Raw genomic sequence first — 21,250 nt, 5'->3', positions numbered from 1 at the left:
TTCAGATGAATATAACGCTTATCCGGCGCGGCGTCCGTTTATAAGGAGCCTGTTTAATATATTGAGAGGCCAAAGCGCTTTTTTAGTCAGGAAGGGGAAGTTGTTGACAATAAAAGCGGGCTTGTGATAAGATTATTACGCATTCATTTTTAATTGGCTATTTACTGAAAAAATCCGTCATTAAAAACGACTCAGATCAAGAGACTCCAGGAGGTTCCAATATGGGCAAAAAACATCAGATAGCATGGCTCCCCGGCGACGGCGTCGGCAAAGAAGTAATGGAAGCGGCGCGTATCGTCCTTGACCGCGTTGAATTTGACGCCGAATACATCCACGGCGACATCGGCTGGGACTTCTGGTGCAAGGAAGGCGACGCGTTCCCGCAGCGCACCATTGACCTCCTTAAGAGCGTGAAAGCCGCGCTGTTCGGGGCCATCACTTCAAAGCCGGTTAAGACCGCCGAGAAGGAGCTGATACCCGCGCTCCAGGGCAAGGGGATGGTTTACCGCTCGCCTATCGTGCGCATGAGGCAGCTGTTCGACCTCTATGTTTGCCTGCGCCCCTGCAAAGCCTACCCCGGCAACCCTCTCAACTACAAAGAGGGCATTGATATAGTGGTGTTCCGCGAAAACACAGAGGACCTCTATTCAGGCGTGGAATTCAATACCGTGCCGGACGAACTTCGCGACACGCTTATCAAACTTTCACCCCCGTTCAAAGCGTTTAAGAACTTAAAGAGCGATGAATACGCTATTTCCTGCAAGATAAACACAAAAAAAGGCTCGGAGCGCATTGCCCGGGCCGCCTTTGAGTTCGCCCGCAAGTTCAACCGGAAGAAAGTAACGGTGGTTCACAAAGCCAATGTCGTACGCGCGACAGACGGGCTGTTTTTAGAAGCGGCGCGCGCCGTGGCTAAGGACTACCCCGAGATAAAGATAGATGACGCGAACATTGACGCCATGACCATGTGGCTGATCAAGAACCCGTTCAACTACGACGTAATGGTCGCCCCGAACCTGTACGGCGACATAATCTCGGATCTGAGCGCGCAGCTGGTGGGGGGACTGGGTTTCGGCTGCTCGGCCAATATCGGAGAGAAACTGGCGGTGTTCGAACCCTCTCACGGCTCTGCGCCCAAGTACGCCGGCCTTTACAAAGTCAATCCCATCGCCACCATTCTCGCGGCAAAGATGATGCTTGAATGGCTCGGAGAGGCCGACAAAGCGAAGGCGATAGAGGACGCAACCGCCCTGGTGATTAAAGAGGGCAAAGTGCGCACTTACGATATGGGCGGTTCTGCCAGCACTCTTGATATGGCGCGGGCCATAGCGGACAAGTGCGCAGTAGCCGGCCCGGCGCGGACATGAATATAACACAGAATAATTCGCCGCGCATCCTGCTGCACGAAGTCGGCCCCCGGGACGGCCTGCAAGTGGAGAAGGAGGTAGTCCCCATTGAGAAGAAAGAGGCCTGGCTCCGGGACCTGATGGAGTCCGGTCTGGACATCATTCAGGTCGGCTCTTTCGTGCATCCCGAAAAAGTCCCGCAAATGGCGGACACGGACGAGCTGTTCCGCCGGCTGACAGCGAAAAAGACTTCCGCGGCCGTCCTCTCGGGACTGGTGCTTAATGAGAAAGGTTTGGAGCGGGGACTTGCCTGCGGCGTTGAGATGTTCTGCATGGGCGCTTCGGCCAGCGAGACCCACAGCCGAAAGAATACCGGCATGGGAACAGAGGAATCCACAAAGCGTATAATCGGCGCCGCGAAAACCGCCGTAGCCGCCGGTAAAAAAGTGCAGGTCTCGGTACAATCCGCGTTCGGCTGCGGGTTTGAAGGCGCTATCCCTGAGGAACGCGTACTCAATATGGTGCGGGCCTACCTTGAAGCGGGCCTGCGCAACATCAGCCTTGCCGACACGGCGGGACATGCCCATCCGGCGCAGGTGGAGCGGCTCTTCGGCGAAATTTTCAAGATGGACAAGGGCGTTGAGTGCGCCTGTCATTTCCACAACACTTACGGCCTCGGCATGGCGAACATCTTCGCCGCCATGCGCTCCGGTGTGACTTCAGTTGAAACGTCTTTTGCAGGCCTGGGCGGCTGCCCGTTCACAAAAGTCGCGGCCGGCAACGTTGCCACCGAGGATTTTGTCCACGCCCTTCAAAGGGAGGGCCTGCGCATGGACGTGAGCCTGGGCCTCCTTATCGCCGTCGCCCGCGACGCGGCCGCGCATTTCGGCCGCGACATGCAGGGCTTCGTTTACAAGATCGGACACATCCATATTAACAAGTCGCAGACCGTCAGCCAGCAGTAGCGAGTTACAGGATACACGCCACAGGTCACAAGCAAGCTTAGTATCAAGTTTCAAGCGAACTCTCATTCTTCACTTGTGACCTGAGACAAGCCTATGGTAGTGCAGTATCAGGGCCTATGGCTAACAAACGGCCATGAGACTTGCAACTTGTCATGTGACATGCAACTTGTGACAGCGGCGTGAACGCCGCTTAAAGGAGCATTTATGAGCAAACCAATCCTCTCGGGAATACGGGTGCTTGACCTTACCAACGTGTTAGCCGGGCCTTTTGCCACTCTGCACCTGGCGCTGCTGGGCGCCGAAGTAATTAAGATCGAAAACCCAAAAGACGGCGACCTGGCCCGGAAGCTCGGCATAATGCCGGCTTTGAACGACCAGTTGATGGGAACCAGTTTCCTGGCCCAGAACGCGAACAAAAAGTCGCTGACCCTGAACACCAAGACTCCGGAGGGTAAAGAGATCTTCCGGAAGCTGGTGAAAAATGCGGATGTGCTGGTGGAGAACTTCCGGCCCGACGTTATGGACCGGCTGGGCCTCGGCTATAAATCCCTTTCCGAAATAAATCCCCGCCTAGTCTACTGCGCCATCTCCGGCTTCGGCCATACCGGGCCCGACGCGTTCAAACCCGCCTACGACCAGATAATCCAGGGCTTGAGCGGCGTTATGGACATCAACGGCGATGAAAGGCTCAACCCCCTGCGCGCGGGCTTCCCCGTATGCGATACGGTGGGCGGGCTCAACGCGGCCTTTGCCGTATTAGCGGCGCTCTATCATCGCGAACGCACCGGCGAAGGGCAGTTTATCGATATAGCGATGCTGGACTCGATCATGCCCCTTATGGGCTGGGTGGCGGCGAACCTCCTTATCGGCGGCCAGCATCCGGTGCCGATGGGCAACGACAATTTAACCGCCGCGCCGTCAGGAACGTTCAAGGCCAGGGACGGCTATATTAATATCGCGGCGAACAAGCAGGAGCAGTGGGAAGCCCTCTGCGACATTCTGGGAGTTCCGGAACTGAAGAAAGATCCGCGGTTCGAAAAGCGGGACACCCGTAAAAAGAACCGCAAACTTCTGACCCCGCTGCTGGAAGTGAAGCTTGCCGAAAAGCCGACCGCCGAGTGGGTGGAGCTGCTTAACGCGAAAGGCGTGCCGAGCGGCGCCATTTTGGAACTTGAAGCTGCGCTTAACCAGCCGCAGATAAAGCACCGCGGGATACTCAAAGAGGTGTCTGCCGAGGGCATAGGCACGCTGAAACTGTTCGACCTCTCCGCCAAGTTTGAAAAGATGCCGGGACAGCTTAACGCGCCGCCCCCGCGCCTTTCGGCCGACACGGCGGAAATACTCAAAGAACTCGGAGTTGATGAAACCGAATTGGCCGCCCTGAAAGCTAAGGGCGTGGTGTAGGGCATAGCGAATAGGGAACAGCGAATAGCGAATAGTTTATTAAAAAACATAATCTCTTCCGCAGACCCTATTCACTATTCGCCATTTGCAAGTCGCTAGTTGATATCTACTCAAATTAGCATTAAGGAGATAATAATATGGGCATGACTTATGTTCAGAAGCTGTTGGCAAAGGCAGTCGGACGTCCGCAGGTGGCGGTCGGAGAAGTACTGGAACCGGAAGTCAACCTGGCAATGTCGCATGAAAACGGCGCTTTGGTGATCAGCCAATTTGACGAGATATTCAAGGGAACGGGACGCGAGGCGAAAGTCTGGAATCCGGACCACATAGCGATAATCTTTGATCACCGCGTTCCCGCCGAGTCATCAAAGACCGCGGGCAACCAGAAGAAGATACGCGAGTTCGTGGGTAAGCAGGGGATACGCAAATTCCACGATATCCGCGGCGATGTGGGCGGTATCTGCCACCAGATACTGGCCGAAAACGGGTACGTGCGTCCGGGCAGCGTGCTGGTGGGCACCGACAGCCATACCACCACACATGGCGCGCTGGGCGCGTTCGCGTTCGGCATCGGCGCCACAGAGATGGCCTCGGTATGGACGCTTGGCAGGATACTGAATGTGGAGGTGCCGGGCTCGATAAAAGTGATAGTCAACGGAAAATTCCAGGAGCATGTCTACCCGAAAGACCTGATACTGCACGTGATAGGGCGGCTCACCGCGCAGGGAGCCAACTTCAAGGCGATAGAGTTTTATGGAGACACTATCAGCAATATGCCCACCTCGGGGCGGCTGGTGCTCTGTAACATGAGCGTTGAAGCCGGCGCCACCGCGGGTCTGGTGCCGCCCGACGCGGAAACCCAGCGCTACCTGCGGGAAGAAGCGGGCGTGAAAGAACCGCTGGATATTTTCGGTCCCGATCCGGACGCCGTCTACGACCAGGTGCTTGAAATAGACGCCTCCAAACTTGAGCCTCAGATAGCCTGCCCGCACACGGTGGACAATGTTAAACCGATTGGAGAAGTCGCGGGCAAGAAGCTGCACCAGATCGTGATCGGCTCCTGCACCAACGGGCGGCTGGACGATCTCGAAATCGCGGCAAAGATACTGAAAGGCCGCCGCGTGGCGGACGGAACGCGGATGCTGGTGTTTCCCGCGTCGTGGCGGATTTACCACAAAGCGCTTGAAAGCGGCGCGATAAGCGCGCTGGCAAAAGCCGGCGCGGTAGTTTGTAATCCCGGCTGCGGGCCGTGCCTCGGCATACATCAGGGCGCGCTGGGCGACGGGGAAACCGCGCTGGCGACCACTAACCGTAATTTCAAGGGGCGCATGGGCAACCCTAAGGCCGAAGTGTATCTGTGCTCGCCGGCTGTGGCGGCGGCAAGCGCCATCACGGGCAAAATAACAGATCCCAGAGGAGCGCTGGTTGCAAAATGAGCAAAACAGGAAACATTGAAGATAGAAGAATTTAATATTGGAGGTATTTTTCACATGGCTACTAAAAAAATTGTTCTAAAGGTTGGCGACGACGTGTCCACCGATATCATTTATCCCGGCCGGTTCATGGCGACAGTGCTGCCCACCGAAACACCGCAGTTCGCGTTCGCCGACAACACGGCTTTCAACGGCAAACTCAAGGCGGGGGGGATCCCCGCCGGAAGCGTTATATTGGGCGGCAACAACTTCGGCTGCGGCTCCTCGCGCGAGCAGGCGGTATCCTGCCTTAAGGGCCATGAGCTGACGATAGTGGCCAGGAACATCGCGCGTATTTTCCTGCAGAGCGCGATAAACCTGGGCCTGGACATAGTGATCTGTCCGTCGATCGAAGCCGCGGAAGGCGACGAACTGGAAATAGCCCAGGGCAGGGTTTTCAACCGCACGTCCGGCGAATCGTTCGCGATCGAGCCGCTCCCGAAGGCGCGCCAGGCTATTATAGACGCCGGCGGACTGGTCTCCTATACACGCAAATTACTGATGGAAACAGTGAACCGCTAGGCCGTCTTATGGGCATAGCCCTTGGTACGGCACAGCCATAGGCTAGTAGGCGAGTAAGATTGCCAGCTAGTATGCTTGTATGCTTAATTCAGGGACTTCGGAAAGCATACCAGCGTACTAGCCCGCCAGCATTAAAACTTCACTTATATAAGGAAAAAATAATATGAAACACACACTTATTCATACGGAAATACCCGGGCCGAAAAGCAGGGAACTGACCGCAAGAAGAAAAACCTGCGTCGCTTCCCCGATGGAGTCGCTTGCCCCGTTTTACATAAAAAAAGGCCACGGCGCGGTAATTGAGGATGTGGACGGGAACAGGTTCCTGGATTTTACCGGCGGCTGGGGCTGCCTTGTTACGGGTTATTCGCCGAAAAAAGTCGTTGAGGCTATAAAAGCGCAGGCTGAAAATTACCTTCATTCCGACTTCACCGTGATCCCGTACGAGCCTTGGATCGAACTGTCGGAAATACTGGCTACAAAAGCGCAGGGGAAATCCGAAAAAGCCGTCGCATTTTTCAACAGCGGAGCGGAAGCGGTTGAAAACGCGGTCAAGATAGCGCGGGGCGTTACCAAGAGAAGGAGTATAGTGGTTTTTGAGGGAGCGTTCCACGGGCGCACGGTTCTCACTATGACCATGACGCAGCGGCCTATGCCGTATAAATATATTTTCGGCACCGCGCCGGACGTTCACCGGCTGCCATACCCGAATCCGCGCAAAAACAAATATTCCCCGAAAGATTTTGAAAAGCTGCTGCTGGAGACCGTCTGCCCCGAAGACGTCGCGGCGGTCATAATCGAGCCGATACAGGGTGAAGGCGGATTTAACGTTCCGCCAGAAGGTTTTCTTCAGGAGATACGCAGAGTCACCGAAAAATACGGGATTCTGATGGTCGCGGACGAAGTCCAGTCGGGTTACGGCAGAACGGGCAAATTCTTCGCCATTGAAAACTGGGGAGTGGAACCCGACCTTATAACCCTCGGAAAATCGATCGCGGCGGGGCTGCCGCTGTCCGCCGTGGTCGGAGGTAAAAAATATTTTGATGCGCTGCCGAAAAGCTCGATAGGCAGCACTTTCGGCGGGAACCCGCTGGCGTGCGCGGCGGCGATAGAAGTTATAAAAATGATAGACGGGGAAAAGCTGCTTGAAAGGGCTCTTCACCTGGGGAAGATCATCAGGGGCAACTTTGAAGAACTTAAACAAAAATATCCCGTTATAAAAGATGTGCGGGGTATAGGCGCTATGCTGGCGATTGAGTTCATTGAAGATGAAAAAACATGGTCGCCCGCCACTGAAATATGCCAAAAAGTCATACAGGACGCCCGCGACAACGGAGTAATACTTGCGGGCGCGGGACTGCACAAGAATGTGATCCGCCTTTTACTTCCCCTTGTGATAACGGACGAACAACTGGCGGAGGGACTGGATATCATAGGCAAGGCAATTGCAGGCGCCGCAAAAAAACAGCCGGAGAAAGTAAAAACAAAAAAGTAGTTTTTGTTTCCAATTTTAAAGGAGCTTTGATTGGCGGGTAAAACGCTGATAATTCACATTATAACCCGGCTTGAACCGGGCGGCCCGGCGCGCAATGTTATTGACAGCGCCATCTATCAGGCAAAGGACCGGGACGTATTGCTGGCGGCGGGCCCCTGTTCCGCCGCGCTTGAATTGCCTGAAAACGTGCAATACCTGGAACTGCCCGATTTGAAAAGGGGGATTTCACCTTTAAGCGACCTGAAAGTTTACTTTGGATTAAAGCGGATATTTTTAAGGCTTAAGCCCGGAATAATACATACCCACGCCGCAAAAGCAGGTTTTTTGGGACGCTTGGCCGCCAGGGCTTATAATCGTTCCGTGAAAAGCGGAAAAGCCCTGGTTATACACACTCCTCACGGTCACCTTCTCTACGGCTGTTTCGGCCATTTCAAAATATTTATATTCAAGCTCTCCGAACGCCTGGCCGCGCGTTGGACAGACCGCTTTATAGCCCTGACGCCGGGAGAACTTGAAGAGTCCGTGGCTGCCGGCCTGGGCGCGCGGAAAAAATGGACCGTTATTCACAGCGGCGTGCGTTTTACGCCCATGGGATCCGAAAGGGCGTCAATACGCAAAGAAATGGGACTATCCGCGGACGAGACGGTTATGGGCGTGGCGGCCAGGCTTGAACCCGTTAAGGGAGTTGAATATTTCATAAGAGCGGCAAAACTCATATCTGACAAAGCGGAAAATAAAAAATTGCGTTTTATTGTAGTCGGGGACGGCGGACTTGCGACGGAACTGCGCACACTGGCAAGACAGCTTGCACTGGGGGAGAAAATAAATTTTACCGGCTTTCAAAAAGATATTTCCCGCTATCTTTGCGTCATGGACATATATGTCCAGCCTTCCCTCAACGAAGCCATGGGGCGCACCATCCTTGAAGCGCAATACGCCCGCCTGCCCGTGATAGCCTCAAAGGTATGCGGACTGCCTTATGCGGTTAAGGATGGCGTAACCGGGATCCTGGTGCCGCCGGCCGATCCGGGCGCTATTGCGGGAGCGGCCGAGCCCCTTCTTAACAACGAAGCCAAAAGACGCGCCATGGGAGAGGCCGCCCGCCGCTGGGTGCTACAAAAAGACTATACCGGATATCCGCAGTTCAGCGTGGAAGCCATGAACATCTCGCTTAAAAGTTTATATAATAAGGTACTGGACGGTGGCAAGTCTTAGAGTCTCAGAGGCGCGGATTGTCAGAGTCAACTCTCCGACTCTCCGACTCTCTGACTCTTAGCCCCTCAGACGCACGACTCTCCCGGGGGTTTATGCTTAAAATACTCGCTATTGACGACGACCTTTGCATATTGGAACTTTACAAGGAAATTTTCACAAAAGCCGGCTTTGAGATCCAGACCGCGGAGGACGCAAGCGCGGCCGTCATGCGCTACCAGCAATTCAAGCCGGATCTTCTGGTGCTTGATGTCGACATGCCGGCGGGCGGCGGCCAGAAAGTTTTTGACCGCCTGCGCAATATTTTACAAACGGCCACCCCCATAATATTTTCAACCGGCAAGCCCGAAAGCGTTGAGAAACTGGGGAAAGCCTTCAATGTCAGCGTACTCAAAAAACCGGTAAATCCCGAAACACTGATAAGCGAAGCCAAGAAACTACTGAAAATACAATAAAAGCCGTGATTTTTAACCGGCAAAAAACGGGCGCTAGGCGCCCATTTTTTTTGATATACTTTAAGAACAGGCTTTTTATAGAACGCGGCTTCCGGCAGCCCGACACATACCCGCCGAGCTCTGCCAGCCGCGCAAAGAAACCCTGAGTGAACGCTGCAATCGAGCTTTACCGCGACAGCAGCCCTGTCATAATAAGCCTGGCCGTACGACGGACACAGTCCTTTACGGCACATCCATAGTCTAATATCGGGAGGTTATAATGCCTAAAATGGAAGTGGAAGTGGATAAGTGCAAGGGCTGCTATCTTTGCATACAAGTCTGCCCCAAGAAGTGCATTGAAAAATCCCATAAATTCTCTAAGACCGGCTACTACCCGGCCCTGGACGCCAAGGTCGGCTGCTGCATAGCCTGCCAGAGTTGCGCGCGCATCTGCCCGGATTTGGCAATAAAGGTTTACAAGTGACAGGGGCTAGGGGATAGAGACTAGGGGATAGGGAAGAAGTTCCTTAATACCTCAACCCTAACCGCTAACCCCTCGCCCCTATACCCTTACGTTGAAGGAGCATATGATGTCTGAAAAAAAATTAATGAAAGGCAACGAAGCCCTGGCCGAAGGCGCCGTACGCGCCGGGTGCAGGTTCTTCGCCGGCTATCCGATAACCCCGCAAAATGAAGTCCCCGAATACATGTCGTGGCGCCTGCCGCAGGTGGGAGGAGCTTTCATACAGTCCGAATCGGAAGTAGCGGCAATAAATATGATTTACGGCGCCGCCGCCACCGGCAAACGCTGCATGACCTCTTCTTCCAGCCCCGGCATCAGCCTGAAGCAGGAAGGCATATCCTACTGCGCCGGCGCGGACCTTCCCTTTTTAGTCGCCAATGTAGTGCGCGGCGGCCCGGGGCTGGGTAATATCGCGGGCTCGCAGAGCGACTACTGGCAGTCCACCCGCGGCGGCGGCCACGGCGATTACCGGCTGTTCGTTATGGCCCCGAATGGCGCGAACGAAATGGGTAATTTTCCGCAAAAGTGCTATGAGGTGGCTTTCAAATACAGAGTACCGGCCCTGGTTCTGGCCGACGGCATTATAGGCCAGATGATGGAACCGGTGGAATTCAAAGATCCTGAAGTGGATGTTACAACGCTTAAAGAACCCGACTGGGCACTGGGCGTCAACAACAGCCGGGCCAAGCGCCAGGTAAAATCTTACGACCTGCGCGAAGGCTACCTTGAAATAATGGTCAGGGAACGCGCGAAACGCTACAAGCAGATAGAGGAAAACGAAGTCCTCTATGAGGAAAAGATGCTTGAGGACGCCGAGGTTGCCCTGGTGGCCTACGGTACTTCCGCCAGGGTTTCAATGGCGGCGATGAAAATGGCCCGCGAGAAAGGGCTTAAAGTCGGACTGTTCCGGCCCATCACGCTTTGGCCTTATCCTAAAAAACGCCTGATTGAGCTTTCAGGAAGAATAAAGAAATTCATCGCCGTTGAGATGAGCCTGGGGCAGATGGTGGAAGATGTGCGCCTGTCACTTAACGGCCGCGGTGAGGTTTACCTGCATTCAAAGCCGGGCGGATCGGTTATAACCGCCGAAGAAGTGCTTGCCACCATTGAAGGCGTAATGAAAAAAGGAGCCAAAGAATATGCAGCTATTAAATAAAAGGCCTGAATCCCTGCTGGACCTGAAAATGCATTACTGCCCGGGCTGCGGGCACGGCATAGTGCACCGCCTGATAGCGGAGGCAATGGACGACCTGGGCATACGCGCAAGAACGATATGCGTGGCCCCGGTGGGCTGCGCGGTATTCGCGGACGCCTACTTCAACTGCGACACGATACAGGGCGCGCACGGGCGCGGCCCGGCCATCGCAACGGGCCTTAAAAGGTCTAAACCCGACACTATAGTGTTCTCCTACCAGGGCGACGGCGATCTGGCCTCCATAGGCATGGCGGAAATAGTACATGCGGCCATACGCTCGGAAAACATAACGGTGATCTTTATTAACAACGCCATCTACGGTATGACCGGCGGCCAGATGGCCCCGACCACCTTAATAGGCCAGAAAGCCACCACCTGTGTGGAAGGCCGCACGGCAAAACAGGCGGGCTATCCCATACGCATGTGCGAACTGCTTGCCACCATAGACGGGGCCGCATACCTTGAACGCACCTCGGTGCATACCGCGCCGGGCGTGCTTAAAACCAAGGCTGCCATAAAGAAAGCCTTCCAGAACCAGGTGGACTGCAAGGGCTTCTCAATGGTGGAAGTGCTCTCGATGTGCCCGACAAACTGGGGAACCAGGCTGGACAATCCGTCGGAGGCCACCAAGTTCGTGGCCGAGGGGATGCTGCCGGTGTTCCCGCTGGGAGTTTATAAAGACGCGCAAAAGCAGGGGTAAGCGGACAGCGTATAGGGTTTAGGGAAGGAAATTTCCTCCCTAAACCCCTAGCCGCTAGTCTCTATACGCTGATTTGCTAGGAGGAACTAACATGTATCAAGGCATAAGAATTTCGGGTTTTGGCGGACAGGGAGTTATTTCGGCAGGCGTACTGCTGGCATATTCAGGGATGCTGGAAGGACGGGAAGTAAGCTTCTTCCCTTCATACGGGGCTGAAATGCGCGGCGGAACGGCCAACTGTTCGGTGGTGATATCTTCCGACGAAGTCACCACTCCGATAGTTTCAGAACCTGACACAGTAATAGTGCTCAACGAACCGTCACTTGCCAAGTTCGAACCGCTGGTGAAACCGGGGGGACTGTTAATAGTGAACAGTTGTCTCGTTCACTCAAAAGCTTCCCGCAATGACATAAAGGTGCTTTACGTGCCCTGCAACCAGATAGCCGGAGAACTGGGCAACGCCAAAGTAATGAACATGGTGGCCCTGGGAGCTTTTGCCGCGCAGACCGGCGCGATTTCCATAGACGCAATAGCCAAAGCCCTGCCCAAAGTTTACAAAAAGCTGAAACCGGAAGTTATAGAGCTGAATATAAGAGCCCTGAAACGCGGCGCGGAAGTAAAGCTGAATTAGGAGCGGGCGATAAAAAAAGGCTTGAGCTGAAACCTCAAGCCTTTTTGTCATAAAAACCCCCTTAACTTTACACTTTTGTCATTGTCTAAAATGTAAATTTAAGGGGGCGGGGATGAAATTCATTGCGGATTCCATGCTGGGGAAACTGGCCAATTGGCTCAGGATAATGGGCTATGACTGCGCCTTCGTGCCGCATGACAAACGCGATACCGGGCTTATTCTCCTTGAAGCCAGAGAACCCGGCGTCATCCTTCTCACCCGTGACACCCGTCTGCGCCCGGGCAATGACGTCAAAATGATACTGTTCCGCGAACAGCACTGGCGCGACCAGCTTCGGAAATTTTTCCGGGAATCGGGACTGAAACCGGACGAGAAGGGCTTTTTTACCCGCTGTACCCTCTGTAACAAGCCGCTTGCCGGGATATCACGGGAAGAGGCCCTGAAGACCGTCCCCGCGAAAACCGCCGAACATGATTATGCTTTTTTAAAATGCCCCGCCTGCGGAAAGATCTACTGGCCCGGCACCCACCTGAACGCCGTCAAACACGAAATCCGCGAAATAACACGGGGTTTATAGAAAACCTGCGCTATAATTTCAAGCCCGCATTGCAAACAGCCAATGCGGGCTTGAAACATATTTTATAGAATATCCTTATGCACGGCGACAACGACTCACACTACGACGAAAGCCAGGACCAGAAGGAAAAAATAAACTACAAAGCCACCTTCCGCATGCTTTACGGCCTCATGCTGCCGGAAAAGCGGGGGTTCGCCGTCGCCGGCGCCTGGCTCTTCCTCTCCTCCGCGCTGAACCTGCTGTCGCCGATAATCGCGAAATATATCATAGACAAAGCCATGCCGGCAAAGGATTACCGCCTTGTCATCCTTTCGGTCACTGCCCTTTTCCTCAATTCCCTGCTTTTCCTGGTCTTCACCTACTTCCTGCGCATGGGACTGGTGCGCACCGGACAGCAGATAATGACGAACCTGAAGAAAAAGATGCTCGCCCATATGCTCGGCCTTGACCTTCCGTTCTACGCGCAATACCCCGCGGGGCGGCTGATGGCCCGCATCCAGTCTGACACGGCGAGTCTTTACGAACTTTTCACCGAAACCTCCATCACCATCTTCCGCGATATACTGATGTTCTTCGTCACCTTCGGCATAATGGCTTTCTTCAGCCTACGGCTCACGCTGCTGCTTATGAGCGTGCTGCCCTTCGTTATGGTCATCAGCATGGTCTTCCTGCACAAAAGCTCCACCATGTTCGTGACGGTAAGAAAACTGGCCAGCGAAATATCCGGCTTTTTAAGCGAACATGTAAGCGCCATCGCGCTGCTACAGGCCTACAACCGCGAAGGCATGGCCGCGGCCAGGCTGAACGCCGTTAACAAGCGAAAATTCGACGCCGAGCTGCGCGCTGAAGTAATGTCGGTGATCTTTTATATGGCCGTGATACTCCTTAGCCCCATATCCATAGCCATAATACTGGGCGCGGGCGGCAGCTGGGCGCTGGAAGGCAGCATCAGCATAGGAACGCTGGTGATGTTCATTCTCTATATAGACAAACTCTTTGAACCGGTATTCCGCCTGTCCGAACATATAAGCATCATACAGCGCTCCTTCTCGGCCGGCCATCGCATAGCCCGGATAATGGAACGCCGCCCCGACATAACCGACCCGGTAAAACCGCATTTTATACATTCCATGCGCGAGAGCATAGAATTCCGCGATGTCTGGATGAAATACGCCCCGGAGGACCCCTGGGTGATAAAAGGCGTTTCGTTTACTCTGCGCAAAGGCAAGAGCCTGGCTATAGTGGGCGAAACCGGCGGCGGTAAGACCACTATAACCAACCTGCTTTTCAAGTTCTACACGCCGCAGAAAGGCCGGATATTGATAGACGGCACGGATATCTCCGACATAAGCCTGAAATCCCTGCGCACCGCCATAGGCCTGGTGCACCAGGACATCTATCTTTTCCCCGGCACGATAATGCAGAACCTCAAGCTGATGGACGACGCCGTGCCGGACGCCCTGGTGCACGACGCCATAAAGACCATAGGCCTGGACGCCTTCTTCAAACATCACAGCCTGACCAAGCAGATAGTGGAAAAAGGCGTGAACCTGTCGGCCGGGGAGAAACAGGTTATTTCCCTGGTGCGGGCCATGGTCCTTAACCAGGAAGTGCTGGCGCTGGACGAAGCCACTTCGCACATAGACCCCTACACCGAGCGCATGATAAACACCGCCATGCAGCGGCTCCTCAAACATAAGACCATGATAGTCATAGCGCACAGGCTCTCCACAATAAGGAACGCCGACGAGATAATACTGATATCCGAGGGGGAAGTGAAGGAGCGCGGCACGCACGAGTCCCTGCTAGCCCACGGCGGAATTTACTCAAAGTTCTATAAATTGCAGTTCGGGGAAAGCTAACGGAAGAACTTAGAGCTTAGAACTTAGAACTTAGAATAGGAAGAAATGGGAGAGAAAGTAAAGGTTAAATACCAGGAAAACACAAATGTTTAATTTTGAAAACCTTATTGTTTGGCGGAAAGCTGTAGATTTCTCTGCCGCCATTTACGATTTAACTGCTAAATTTCCCAAAGAGGAGATTTTTGGGGTAACAAGCCAATTGAGACGGGCCGCTGTTTCGGTAGCTTCGAATATTGCTGAAGGGGCGGGAAGAAAATCAAAAAAAGAATTTATCCATTTTCTGAGTATCTCTTATGGTTCACTATGTGAGGTTATAACTCTTCTAAATATCTGTTTGAAACAAAATTACATAAGCCAGGATTCTTATAAAGAACTTTACGCCCAAAGTGAGGAAATAGCGCGTATACTTAATACGCTGTCGTCCACTCGGAAAGTAATTTAGCAATTTAGAACTTAGCATTTAGTTGAGAATGGAGAGTGTCTAAACTAACCGTCTACTCTCTAAGTTCTAAGCTCTAACTCTTTATGCTTTTCACCCTTAAATGGCTTTTACCTCACTGGAAGCGGCATAGGTACCAGATGCTGGCCATCGTAGTACTCGGCATGGTCAGCGCCGCCCTCAACGCCCTTTACCCGTACATTATCAAGCAGATAATAAACGGCCTCAACGCAGGAATAACCAGGGAACTGCTGCGCCGCGACGTCTATCTCATCCTGGGAGTCGGCGTCACCAGCACGATAATCAGCATAATCGCCCAGTGGAACCGCGCTTACATGAACATGCGCCTTGAATGGGAATTCCGCCAGCAGCTCTTCGAGCACATCCTGAAGCTGGACCAGGCCTTCTACCATCGCTATACCACCGGCGACCTTGTCACCCGCCTGGTGGACGACATCTCCAACAAGATCTCGTGGTTCTCCTGCTCGGGAGTGTTCCGCTTTATCCAGTCCCTGTTCACGCTTATCGGCGCTATCACGATGATGGTCCTGCTGAACCCAATGCTTGCTCTATGGGTGCTCGCGCCCGCCCCGCTGCTGCTTGCGGCCTCCATAAAAACAGGAAAGAAACTGCACGAACGCTACGACAATCTTCAGAAGTCCATCTCGCTGATATACGATTTTCTTGAAACCTGCTTTACCGCGATAAAACTCATAAAGGCCAACGCCAAGGAACCCGCCCAGGGGGTGTTTTTCTCCGCCAAGGCGGACGCGCAGAGGGACGCCGAAATTTCGGTGGCAAGGCTGGATATTATCTTCTCGTATTTCTACCACTCCGCCAATTTCATCGCGGTCGCCATGGTCTTCCTGGCCGGAGGCATTATGGTGATAAGCGGCAAGGCCAGTCTCGGCGACCTGATAGCCTTTTATTTCTACGCGGGTATGATCATGATGCCGCTGATGGACATAAGCCAGTTCTTCGTCGCCGGCAACCGGGCCGGCGCTTCCATCAAGCGCGTGGACGAATTGCTGCAGGCTAAATCAGCGGTGAAAAAGCCTTCCACGCCCGCGCAGGGGCCCGCCCGTATTGAAACAGTGGAATGCCGCGGCGTCTCGGTAACCACCGGCAAGGACGACGTCCAGCTGCTTAAAGGGATAACCTTCGCGGTAAAGTCCGGCCAGCTTGTCTCGGTGGTAGGAAAGATCGGTTCCGGCAAAAGCAGTCTGCTGGCAATGCTGACCCGCTTCTCGGAATATTCGGGGGGGGAGATATGCGTCAACGGCACGGACATACGCAAGTTTACGCCGGCGGCGGTAAGGGAGCGGATGGGGCTGGTGACGCAGGACCCGTTCATTATGACGGGCACGGTTCTCAACAATATAACCCTGGGAAGGGAGAATATTCCGGAGGGGGCCGTTGATACCGCGATACAGGTTTCCCAGTTGAAGCACGATATTTCAAAGCTGCCCAAAGGCCTGGAGACTTCTGTGGGGACGCGCGGCTTCTCGCTCTCCGGCGGGCAAAAGCAGCGGGTGGCGGTGGCGCGGGCACTGTTGCTGCGGCCTGATCTGCTCCTGCTGGACGACGCCACCTCGGCCATGGACGCACAGACGGAAGACAATTTCTGGCGCGATTTCCGCAAAGCGATGCCCGAAACCATCTGCCTTATTGTTACCCACCGGGTGAAAACCATTGAGCATTCCGACCTTATTCTGACGCTGGACGAGGGCCGCCTGGCGGAGAAAGGCACCCACACCGAGCTGATGGCCCTGAACGGCCTCTACAAGCAGATCTACGAACGCCGCAAACTGGAAGAAGAACTGCAAAGCCACTAACAACCAACAAGGAGTTTCTGACCGCTCTGGGTCCTGCCGCCGGGCTAGTTTGCGGGGGTCGGGTCGGCCAGCGCGGCCGCCCTTATCCTCGGCCTCCTGAATGCGCAGGTCGGCCTCCGGAAAACCCCCGTAAACTAGCCCGCCGCCACCCCGAGCGAACGGCCGGAGATTTTGAATATATATATGTTCCCGCCCTCATTAATGGTAAATCCAAATTGACCCACCCGTCGGGAAACAGATATTCTTACAAAGGAACCTGGTTCCTTTACCCCCTGCTTTTGGTATTATAGCGAGAGGGCAATGCTTTTGTAAATTTTTTTAGGCGTCCGGAAGTTTCAGATGAAGTGGGAACCAACGATAAGTTCTTATGTTCCCTACAAATCTAAAGCAGTGGTTTTATGGAGGCAATATATGAAAAGAATGCTGGCTACTTTTGTTTTACTTTCTGCGACTACCAGTGTGTTTGCAGGTAGTTATAACAACATTTCAGTACAGGGAAAGCTGGAGTCTGCAATACCCATTTATGGGGTTAAAGTGCATGTCTTGTCTGGTGGGGTGGTTGTGGGCACAGCCTCTGATGTGGCTCTTATCCCTGATGTGGACGGTTTCTTTTCTACACAGACCTACCTTTCTAACCCTAAAATATTTTTAGCGGGGTCCGAATATACAATACGTCTTAGTAGTTCTGATGCAACCGTGATATCCAGCTTCTCTCTAACGGCAGCTCCGTTTGCGTTGACTGTGAAAGGGAATGCCCAGACAGGAGACCAGAATGTTTTTGGCGCATATGGGAATGTGGGTATAGGCACTTATACACCTAACTACCGGTTGGTTATCTCAAGTGGGGCCGGCACATCTGGCAAGATGCTTGTAATTTCAACAGGCACGTCAGAAGTTATACAAATGACTGGTGCAGGTCAGATTTATGCTACTACGTATTACGGAGATGGCTCCTCCTTGACGGGGTTAAATGCATGTTATACTGGTGGCGCGGGGAATACCTTGGTGGGGGTGGGGACCGACGGTGGTCTGAATGGTTGGTCGAACACCGCTATGGGATATTTGGCTTCGTACAGCCTTGAGGACGGTTATGAAAATACTTTCTATGGGGATGCTGCGGGGATATTTTTATCTAGCGGTGCAGATAATACATTTATAGGTTATGAGGCTGCTGCCTGGGCGACTAGCGGTTCTTCGAATATCATAATCGGAGATCGTGAAGATAAATCATTACCTGATGCGTCTAACGAGGTAAATATAGGTGGTATAATCTTTGGCAACCGTGTTGCCAAGACGGTCGGGATATCTACGCGTACTCCGCAAGCGGCCTTGGACGTCGTTTCTCCTGGCACGTTTGCCCAGATATGGCGTAATTCTTCTGGGGTTATCCAGGCATCTATGTCCGCGACCGGTGTTATGATGGCGACTAACCTAACCGTTACTGGTAATGTGGGGATATCCTCCGCGACTCCGACGCAGAAGCTTTCAATTCAGGGCAATGTGGATATAAGTGGTGACTATTATATTAACGGGAGACCGAATAATATTGGGATGGTGTCATTTTTTGCTTCATCTGGTGCCTGTCCTAGCGGATGGGTGCTTGCTGATGGAAAATCATATCCGACTTCTACTTATCCAAATCTTTTCGCGGCGACAGGATATGTTTATGGAGGCGCCAGTGGTAATTTCAGTGTCCCGGATTTGCGTGGTATATTTATGCGTGGATGGAACTATGGCTCAAATGGTTCCACAACGATTTCCACTGATACCGGAAGAGGCTTTGGAACGATGCAGACTGATGCGTTTCAAGGACATAAACATACTTTTTTACCCTATAGGTATAATAGCTTCCGCGGTGATGCAGCCCAGCGGTGGGCTGATGAAATAAGTTCCGATGCAAATAGTAATGCGACATATTATACAAGGATAGGGGCACCATATCCTGACGGATCAAATGGGGTTCCTCGTACTGCTTCTGAAACAAGACCTGCAAATATTGCGCTTCTACCGTGTATTAAATATTAAGGTGTTTGAGCGTGAAAAAAATATTTTCTATTATTGTTTGCAGTCGCGGCGATTATAATAAAATCAGAATTTCATGGCTTTAAAAGCCTGCAAATACATCCAATGTCCAAAATCATTAGGGTGGTTTATATTGTTTCCAAGTAATGAAGATTGATCTTTGCGTCGCAATGCCATATCCCATGTAGTATAAACATCTACATAGGCACACTTAGCTTTGACAGCGGCTTGCTTTGTAGCCGCAGCGTAAAGATTCATACGATGGGTGCCATAATGCCAATCATTATGGGGTGGGAATGATGAAAATAGTACTACTTCAGCCCCTTTTCGCATTCTAATCATGCCAACAAGTTGAATCAAATTTTTTTTAAACTGTTCCGGTTCCACCCCTTTAATGTTGTGGTCATTCATTCCCCAGCCTAGCAGCACCAAGTCCGGCATAGACTTGCCGATATATTTATCCCACCATGCGATAGCTTGAATGGTTGAGTGCCCCGGGATGGACCTGTCCTCTATTTCAATCCTAGTCCGTGGAAACTTGCTTTGCAGATACTTAGCATACCTCTCTGTGAAACGCAAATCTGGTTCGGATGCTTCACCTCCGGCTGTTATGCTGTCCCCATATGTTACAATTCTGAACGGGCCGCCGGTCTCAAGCTTTTTCCGGCTTTTTCTTAATAATTTTATTTGATCGTTCGGTTCGGCCCAAGGTTTTCCGTTTGTAGTATAGTAGTCCACCCACACAAAAAACTCATGATTTGACGCTGCTGGAAGTCGCTCTTGCCCAAAGTCTTTCTTCCCATAAAACGGATTTAGTGAAAAATCTGGAATACGCGATTTTTTTGTTCTTCTTATGGTTCCTGAAGTGTAGTTGACGATGTAGTCAATATCCTCTTTATAAATTATATTTTTCTTGTCATCAGCCTTATACTTGCTTCGAACCTGAACCCGTCCCTTTACTAATCTGTCAAAACACAGGTAGGAAGGATTTCCCTTGGCCAAAACAAGACTTTCTCCATATACAAACTGAGGGGCTTCCGTTTTAAGGCCAGCTCCGATGAAAGAAAGAAACGGTACTAGAATTAATGTGCGCTGAAACTTTAGTCGAATTTTGTTGACCATTGTTTAAAGGAGATTACAAAAAAATATTATATTTATAGATTCTAACAAATTCGGCCGCCCCTTTGTTTATTGAGCCGAGCAGTACCCCGGAAGCCCTAAATAGTGTCCTATAACAGGGCACTATTTAATCACTTTTTACGACCCTAAAAACACCCTCCTGAAACCGTGCATTTGCCTGTGACAGCCCTATAATATTGTTAAAACTCTGCATTTGGGCGCTGCAATAGAGCCCGCCCCAGTTGAACCATCCTAGAACTCTTAACTAGCCCGGACACCCGCCGGGTAGGTGGGGATTTTTTAAAATTTCAGAAAAACACCCTGCTTTTTGTATTATAGCGAGAGGGGAATGTTTTTGCAAATTTTTTTAGGCGTCCGGAAGTTCTAGATGGGGGGGTAACTTACTGGGGGGGATAGGGGACGTTGCTTAAACGCTTAAATGTTGTATAATTCCGGATATGCCGCGACAAGCTCGGATAGATATTGAAGACTGCCTGTATCATGTGATAGCGCGCGGTATTGAACGGCATGAAATATTCGGCGGCGAAGCGGACTGCAAAGATTTCCTGGAACGGCTCAAAAACTCCCTGGAACTCACCGGGGGTAAATGCCTGGCCTGGTGCCTGATGCCGAATCATTTCCATCTGTTGATATTGCGCGGCTCCCGTCCTCTTGCCGAGATCATGAGGCGGCTTATGACCGGTTATGCCGTCGGTTTCAATATACGGCATAAGCGTTCCGGCCATATGTTCCAAAACCGCTACAAGGCTATTTTGTGCGAGAAAGAACCCTATCTCCTTGAATTGGCGGCCTATATACACCTTAATCCGTTGAGAGCGCGTATTGTAAAAAACCTGAAAGAATTAAAGGAATACCGCTGGTGCGGGCATGGCACGTTGTGTGCCGGAAAAGAAGACGGAATAATTGACAACCGGGCGCTGCTTGAGCATTTCGGCCCCAATAGACCAAAGGCGCGGCAGGCCTACGAGAAGTTTATCGCTGAGCGGGTGAATCGCTTTAAAAAGGGGGAATATTCCGGCGGAGGGCTTTTGAGGAGTATCGGGGGGATAATCAATGCTACCCACAGGGCCGATGAGCGGGAGGCGTTTGACGATCGTATCCTGGGCGGCGGCGAGTTCGTTGAAAGAATAATTAAGGAGATCGATGGGGAAACATCTCCCGGGCGGATGACAAAGGAAGATGTTTTGCGCGAAGTGGAACGGGTTACCGGGGTAACAAAAAAAGATCTGCTGAGTGAGAGCAGGCAGCCGCGTATAGCGCGCGGAAGGGCATTGTATTGTTATCTGCGCAAGACGGCGGGAGGGGTGAACGGCGCGGTGTTAATGAAGGAACTCAATATAAGTTCCGGCGCGGCTTCGTATCTGGCGCATAAGGGCGAGGAAATAGCGAAAAAATAGTATTTAAGCGTTTAAGCAGCGTCCATATCCTGAATTCATTACTTATTTTACCGCCGGGGAACTTCCCCGGCGGTTTTGT

The 21,250-nt window shown here is 52.3% G+C and carries 19 protein-coding genes; 18 read left to right on the top strand and 1 reads right to left on the bottom strand.

The features are described 5' to 3' along the window. Window positions 1–221: 221 nt before the first annotated feature. The 17 genes from NTX59_07145 to NTX59_07065 all read left to right on the top strand — a co-directional run bounded on the left by NTX59_07145 (window position 222) and on the right by NTX59_07065 (window position 18,637). Window positions 222–1,367: an isocitrate/isopropylmalate dehydrogenase family protein gene (locus NTX59_07145; GenBank protein ID MCX5785447.1), complete on the top strand. Its 1,146-nt coding sequence runs from the start codon at window positions 222–224 to the stop codon at window positions 1,365–1,367. Continuing rightward, complete coding sequence (locus NTX59_07140) at window positions 1,364–2,311, top strand: hydroxymethylglutaryl-CoA lyase (GenBank protein ID MCX5785446.1); 948 nt, start codon at window positions 1,364–1,366, stop codon at window positions 2,309–2,311. The genes NTX59_07145 and NTX59_07140 overlap by 4 nt, the downstream gene beginning before the upstream one ends. 204 nt (window positions 2,312–2,515) lie before the next feature. Next, window positions 2,516–3,715, top strand: a complete 1,200-nt coding sequence (locus NTX59_07135) for a CaiB/BaiF CoA-transferase family protein (protein MCX5785445.1) — start codon at window positions 2,516–2,518, stop codon at window positions 3,713–3,715. A gap of 137 nt (window positions 3,716–3,852) precedes the next feature. Then, window positions 3,853–5,151: a 3-isopropylmalate dehydratase large subunit gene (locus NTX59_07130; protein ID MCX5785444.1), complete on the top strand. Its 1,299-nt coding sequence runs from the start codon at window positions 3,853–3,855 to the stop codon at window positions 5,149–5,151. 54 nt (window positions 5,152–5,205) lie between these two features. Continuing rightward, complete coding sequence (locus tag NTX59_07125) at window positions 5,206–5,709, top strand: 3-isopropylmalate dehydratase (GenBank protein ID MCX5785443.1); 504 nt, start codon at window positions 5,206–5,208, stop codon at window positions 5,707–5,709. 163 nt (window positions 5,710–5,872) lie between these two features. Next, a complete protein-coding gene (locus NTX59_07120; GenBank protein MCX5785442.1) occupies window positions 5,873–7,204 on the top strand; it encodes an aspartate aminotransferase family protein in 1,332 nt (443 codons plus the stop codon). Window positions 7,205–7,234: 30 nt separating this feature from the next. Continuing rightward, entirely contained in the window at window positions 7,235–8,419 is a 1,185-nt protein-coding gene (locus NTX59_07115) for a glycosyltransferase family 4 protein (protein MCX5785441.1), read from the top strand. Window positions 8,420–8,511: 92 nt separating this feature from the next. Next, a complete protein-coding gene (locus tag NTX59_07110; protein MCX5785440.1) occupies window positions 8,512–8,871 on the top strand; it encodes a response regulator in 360 nt (119 codons plus the stop codon). Between the two features lie 259 nt (window positions 8,872–9,130). Further along, a complete protein-coding gene (locus NTX59_07105) occupies window positions 9,131–9,334 on the top strand; it encodes a ferredoxin family protein (GenBank protein MCX5785439.1) in 204 nt (67 codons plus the stop codon). A 106-nt stretch (window positions 9,335–9,440) separates the two neighbouring features. Then, entirely contained in the window at window positions 9,441–10,529 is a 1,089-nt protein-coding gene (gene vorB / locus NTX59_07100) for a 3-methyl-2-oxobutanoate dehydrogenase subunit VorB (protein MCX5785438.1), read from the top strand. Next, on the top strand, window positions 10,513–11,268 hold the full coding sequence (locus NTX59_07095) for a thiamine pyrophosphate-dependent enzyme (protein MCX5785437.1): 756 nt from the start codon (window positions 10,513–10,515) through the stop codon (window positions 11,266–11,268). Before vorB ends, NTX59_07095 begins: the two co-directional genes overlap by 17 nt. Window positions 11,269–11,359: 91 nt before the next feature. Next, a complete protein-coding gene (locus NTX59_07090) occupies window positions 11,360–11,899 on the top strand; it encodes a 2-oxoacid:acceptor oxidoreductase family protein (protein MCX5785436.1) in 540 nt (179 codons plus the stop codon). Window positions 11,900–12,011: 112 nt separating this feature from the next. Beyond that, window positions 12,012–12,476 (top strand): Mut7-C RNAse domain-containing protein, encoded by a 465-nt coding sequence (locus tag NTX59_07085; protein ID MCX5785435.1) that lies wholly within the window; start codon window positions 12,012–12,014, stop codon window positions 12,474–12,476. Between the two features lie 77 nt (window positions 12,477–12,553). Continuing rightward, on the top strand, window positions 12,554–14,338 hold the full coding sequence (locus NTX59_07080) for an ABC transporter ATP-binding protein (GenBank protein MCX5785434.1): 1,785 nt from the start codon (window positions 12,554–12,556) through the stop codon (window positions 14,336–14,338). A gap of 85 nt (window positions 14,339–14,423) precedes the next feature. Beyond that, window positions 14,424–14,780, top strand: a complete 357-nt coding sequence (locus NTX59_07075; GenBank protein MCX5785433.1) for a four helix bundle protein — start codon at window positions 14,424–14,426, stop codon at window positions 14,778–14,780. 137 nt (window positions 14,781–14,917) lie between these two features. Then, window positions 14,918–16,612, top strand: coding sequence for an ABC transporter ATP-binding protein (locus NTX59_07070; GenBank protein MCX5785432.1), 1,695 nt, complete (start codon window positions 14,918–14,920; stop codon window positions 16,610–16,612). A 411-nt stretch (window positions 16,613–17,023) separates the two neighbouring features. Continuing rightward, window positions 17,024–18,637, top strand: coding sequence for a phage tail protein (locus NTX59_07065; GenBank protein ID MCX5785431.1), 1,614 nt, complete (start codon window positions 17,024–17,026; stop codon window positions 18,635–18,637). Window positions 18,638–18,700: 63 nt separating this feature from the next. Here NTX59_07065 and NTX59_07060 read toward each other — a convergent pair whose 3' ends face one another. After that, window positions 18,701–19,756 (bottom strand): GDSL-type esterase/lipase family protein, encoded by a 1,056-nt coding sequence (locus NTX59_07060; protein MCX5785430.1) that lies wholly within the window; start codon window positions 19,754–19,756, stop codon window positions 18,701–18,703. A 455-nt stretch (window positions 19,757–20,211) separates the two neighbouring features. On the opposite strand from NTX59_07060, the gene NTX59_07055 reads away from it, so the two are divergent. Beyond that, a complete protein-coding gene (locus tag NTX59_07055; GenBank protein ID MCX5785429.1) occupies window positions 20,212–21,171 on the top strand; it encodes a transposase in 960 nt (319 codons plus the stop codon). Window positions 21,172–21,250: the final 79 nt, after the last annotated feature.

The organism is Elusimicrobiota bacterium (assembly GCA_026388155.1).
Taxonomy (GTDB): Bacteria; Elusimicrobiota; Elusimicrobia; order Elusimicrobiales; family UBA9959; genus UBA9634.
Note: the sequence above shows the minus strand (reverse complement) of the source record. Positions and strands in the feature narration are given on the sequence as shown.

Bases quoted from the DNA above. Each gene is read 5' to 3' on its own strand.
- NTX59_07145 (MCX5785447.1), top strand. From the start codon at position 222: ATGGGCAAAAAACATCAGATAGCATGGCTCCCCGGCGACGGCGTCGGC.
- NTX59_07140 (MCX5785446.1), top strand. From the start codon at position 1,364: ATGAATATAACACAGAATAATTCGCCGCGCATCCTGCTGCACGAAGTC.
- NTX59_07135 (MCX5785445.1), top strand. From the start codon at position 2,516: ATGAGCAAACCAATCCTCTCGGGAATACGGGTGCTTGACCTTACCAAC.
- NTX59_07130 (MCX5785444.1), top strand. From the start codon at position 3,853: ATGGGCATGACTTATGTTCAGAAGCTGTTGGCAAAGGCAGTCGGACGT.
- NTX59_07125 (MCX5785443.1), top strand. From the start codon at position 5,206: ATGGCTACTAAAAAAATTGTTCTAAAGGTTGGCGACGACGTGTCCACC.
- NTX59_07120 (MCX5785442.1), top strand. From the start codon at position 5,873: ATGAAACACACACTTATTCATACGGAAATACCCGGGCCGAAAAGCAGG.
- NTX59_07110 (MCX5785440.1), top strand. From the start codon at position 8,512: ATGCTTAAAATACTCGCTATTGACGACGACCTTTGCATATTGGAACTT.
- NTX59_07105 (MCX5785439.1), top strand. From the start codon at position 9,131: ATGCCTAAAATGGAAGTGGAAGTGGATAAGTGCAAGGGCTGCTATCTT.
- vorB (MCX5785438.1), top strand. From the start codon at position 9,441: ATGTCTGAAAAAAAATTAATGAAAGGCAACGAAGCCCTGGCCGAAGGC.
- NTX59_07095 (MCX5785437.1), top strand. From the start codon at position 10,513: ATGCAGCTATTAAATAAAAGGCCTGAATCCCTGCTGGACCTGAAAATG.
- NTX59_07090 (MCX5785436.1), top strand. From the start codon at position 11,360: ATGTATCAAGGCATAAGAATTTCGGGTTTTGGCGGACAGGGAGTTATT.
- NTX59_07085 (MCX5785435.1), top strand. From the start codon at position 12,012: ATGAAATTCATTGCGGATTCCATGCTGGGGAAACTGGCCAATTGGCTC.
- NTX59_07080 (MCX5785434.1), top strand. From the start codon at position 12,554: ATGCACGGCGACAACGACTCACACTACGACGAAAGCCAGGACCAGAAG.
- NTX59_07075 (MCX5785433.1), top strand. From the start codon at position 14,424: ATGTTTAATTTTGAAAACCTTATTGTTTGGCGGAAAGCTGTAGATTTC.
- NTX59_07070 (MCX5785432.1), top strand. From the start codon at position 14,918: ATGCTGGCCATCGTAGTACTCGGCATGGTCAGCGCCGCCCTCAACGCC.
- NTX59_07065 (MCX5785431.1), top strand. From the start codon at position 17,024: ATGAAAAGAATGCTGGCTACTTTTGTTTTACTTTCTGCGACTACCAGT.
- NTX59_07060 (MCX5785430.1), bottom strand. From the start codon at position 19,756: ATGGTCAACAAAATTCGACTAAAGTTTCAGCGCACATTAATTCTAGTA.
- NTX59_07055 (MCX5785429.1), top strand. From the start codon at position 20,212: ATGCCGCGACAAGCTCGGATAGATATTGAAGACTGCCTGTATCATGTG.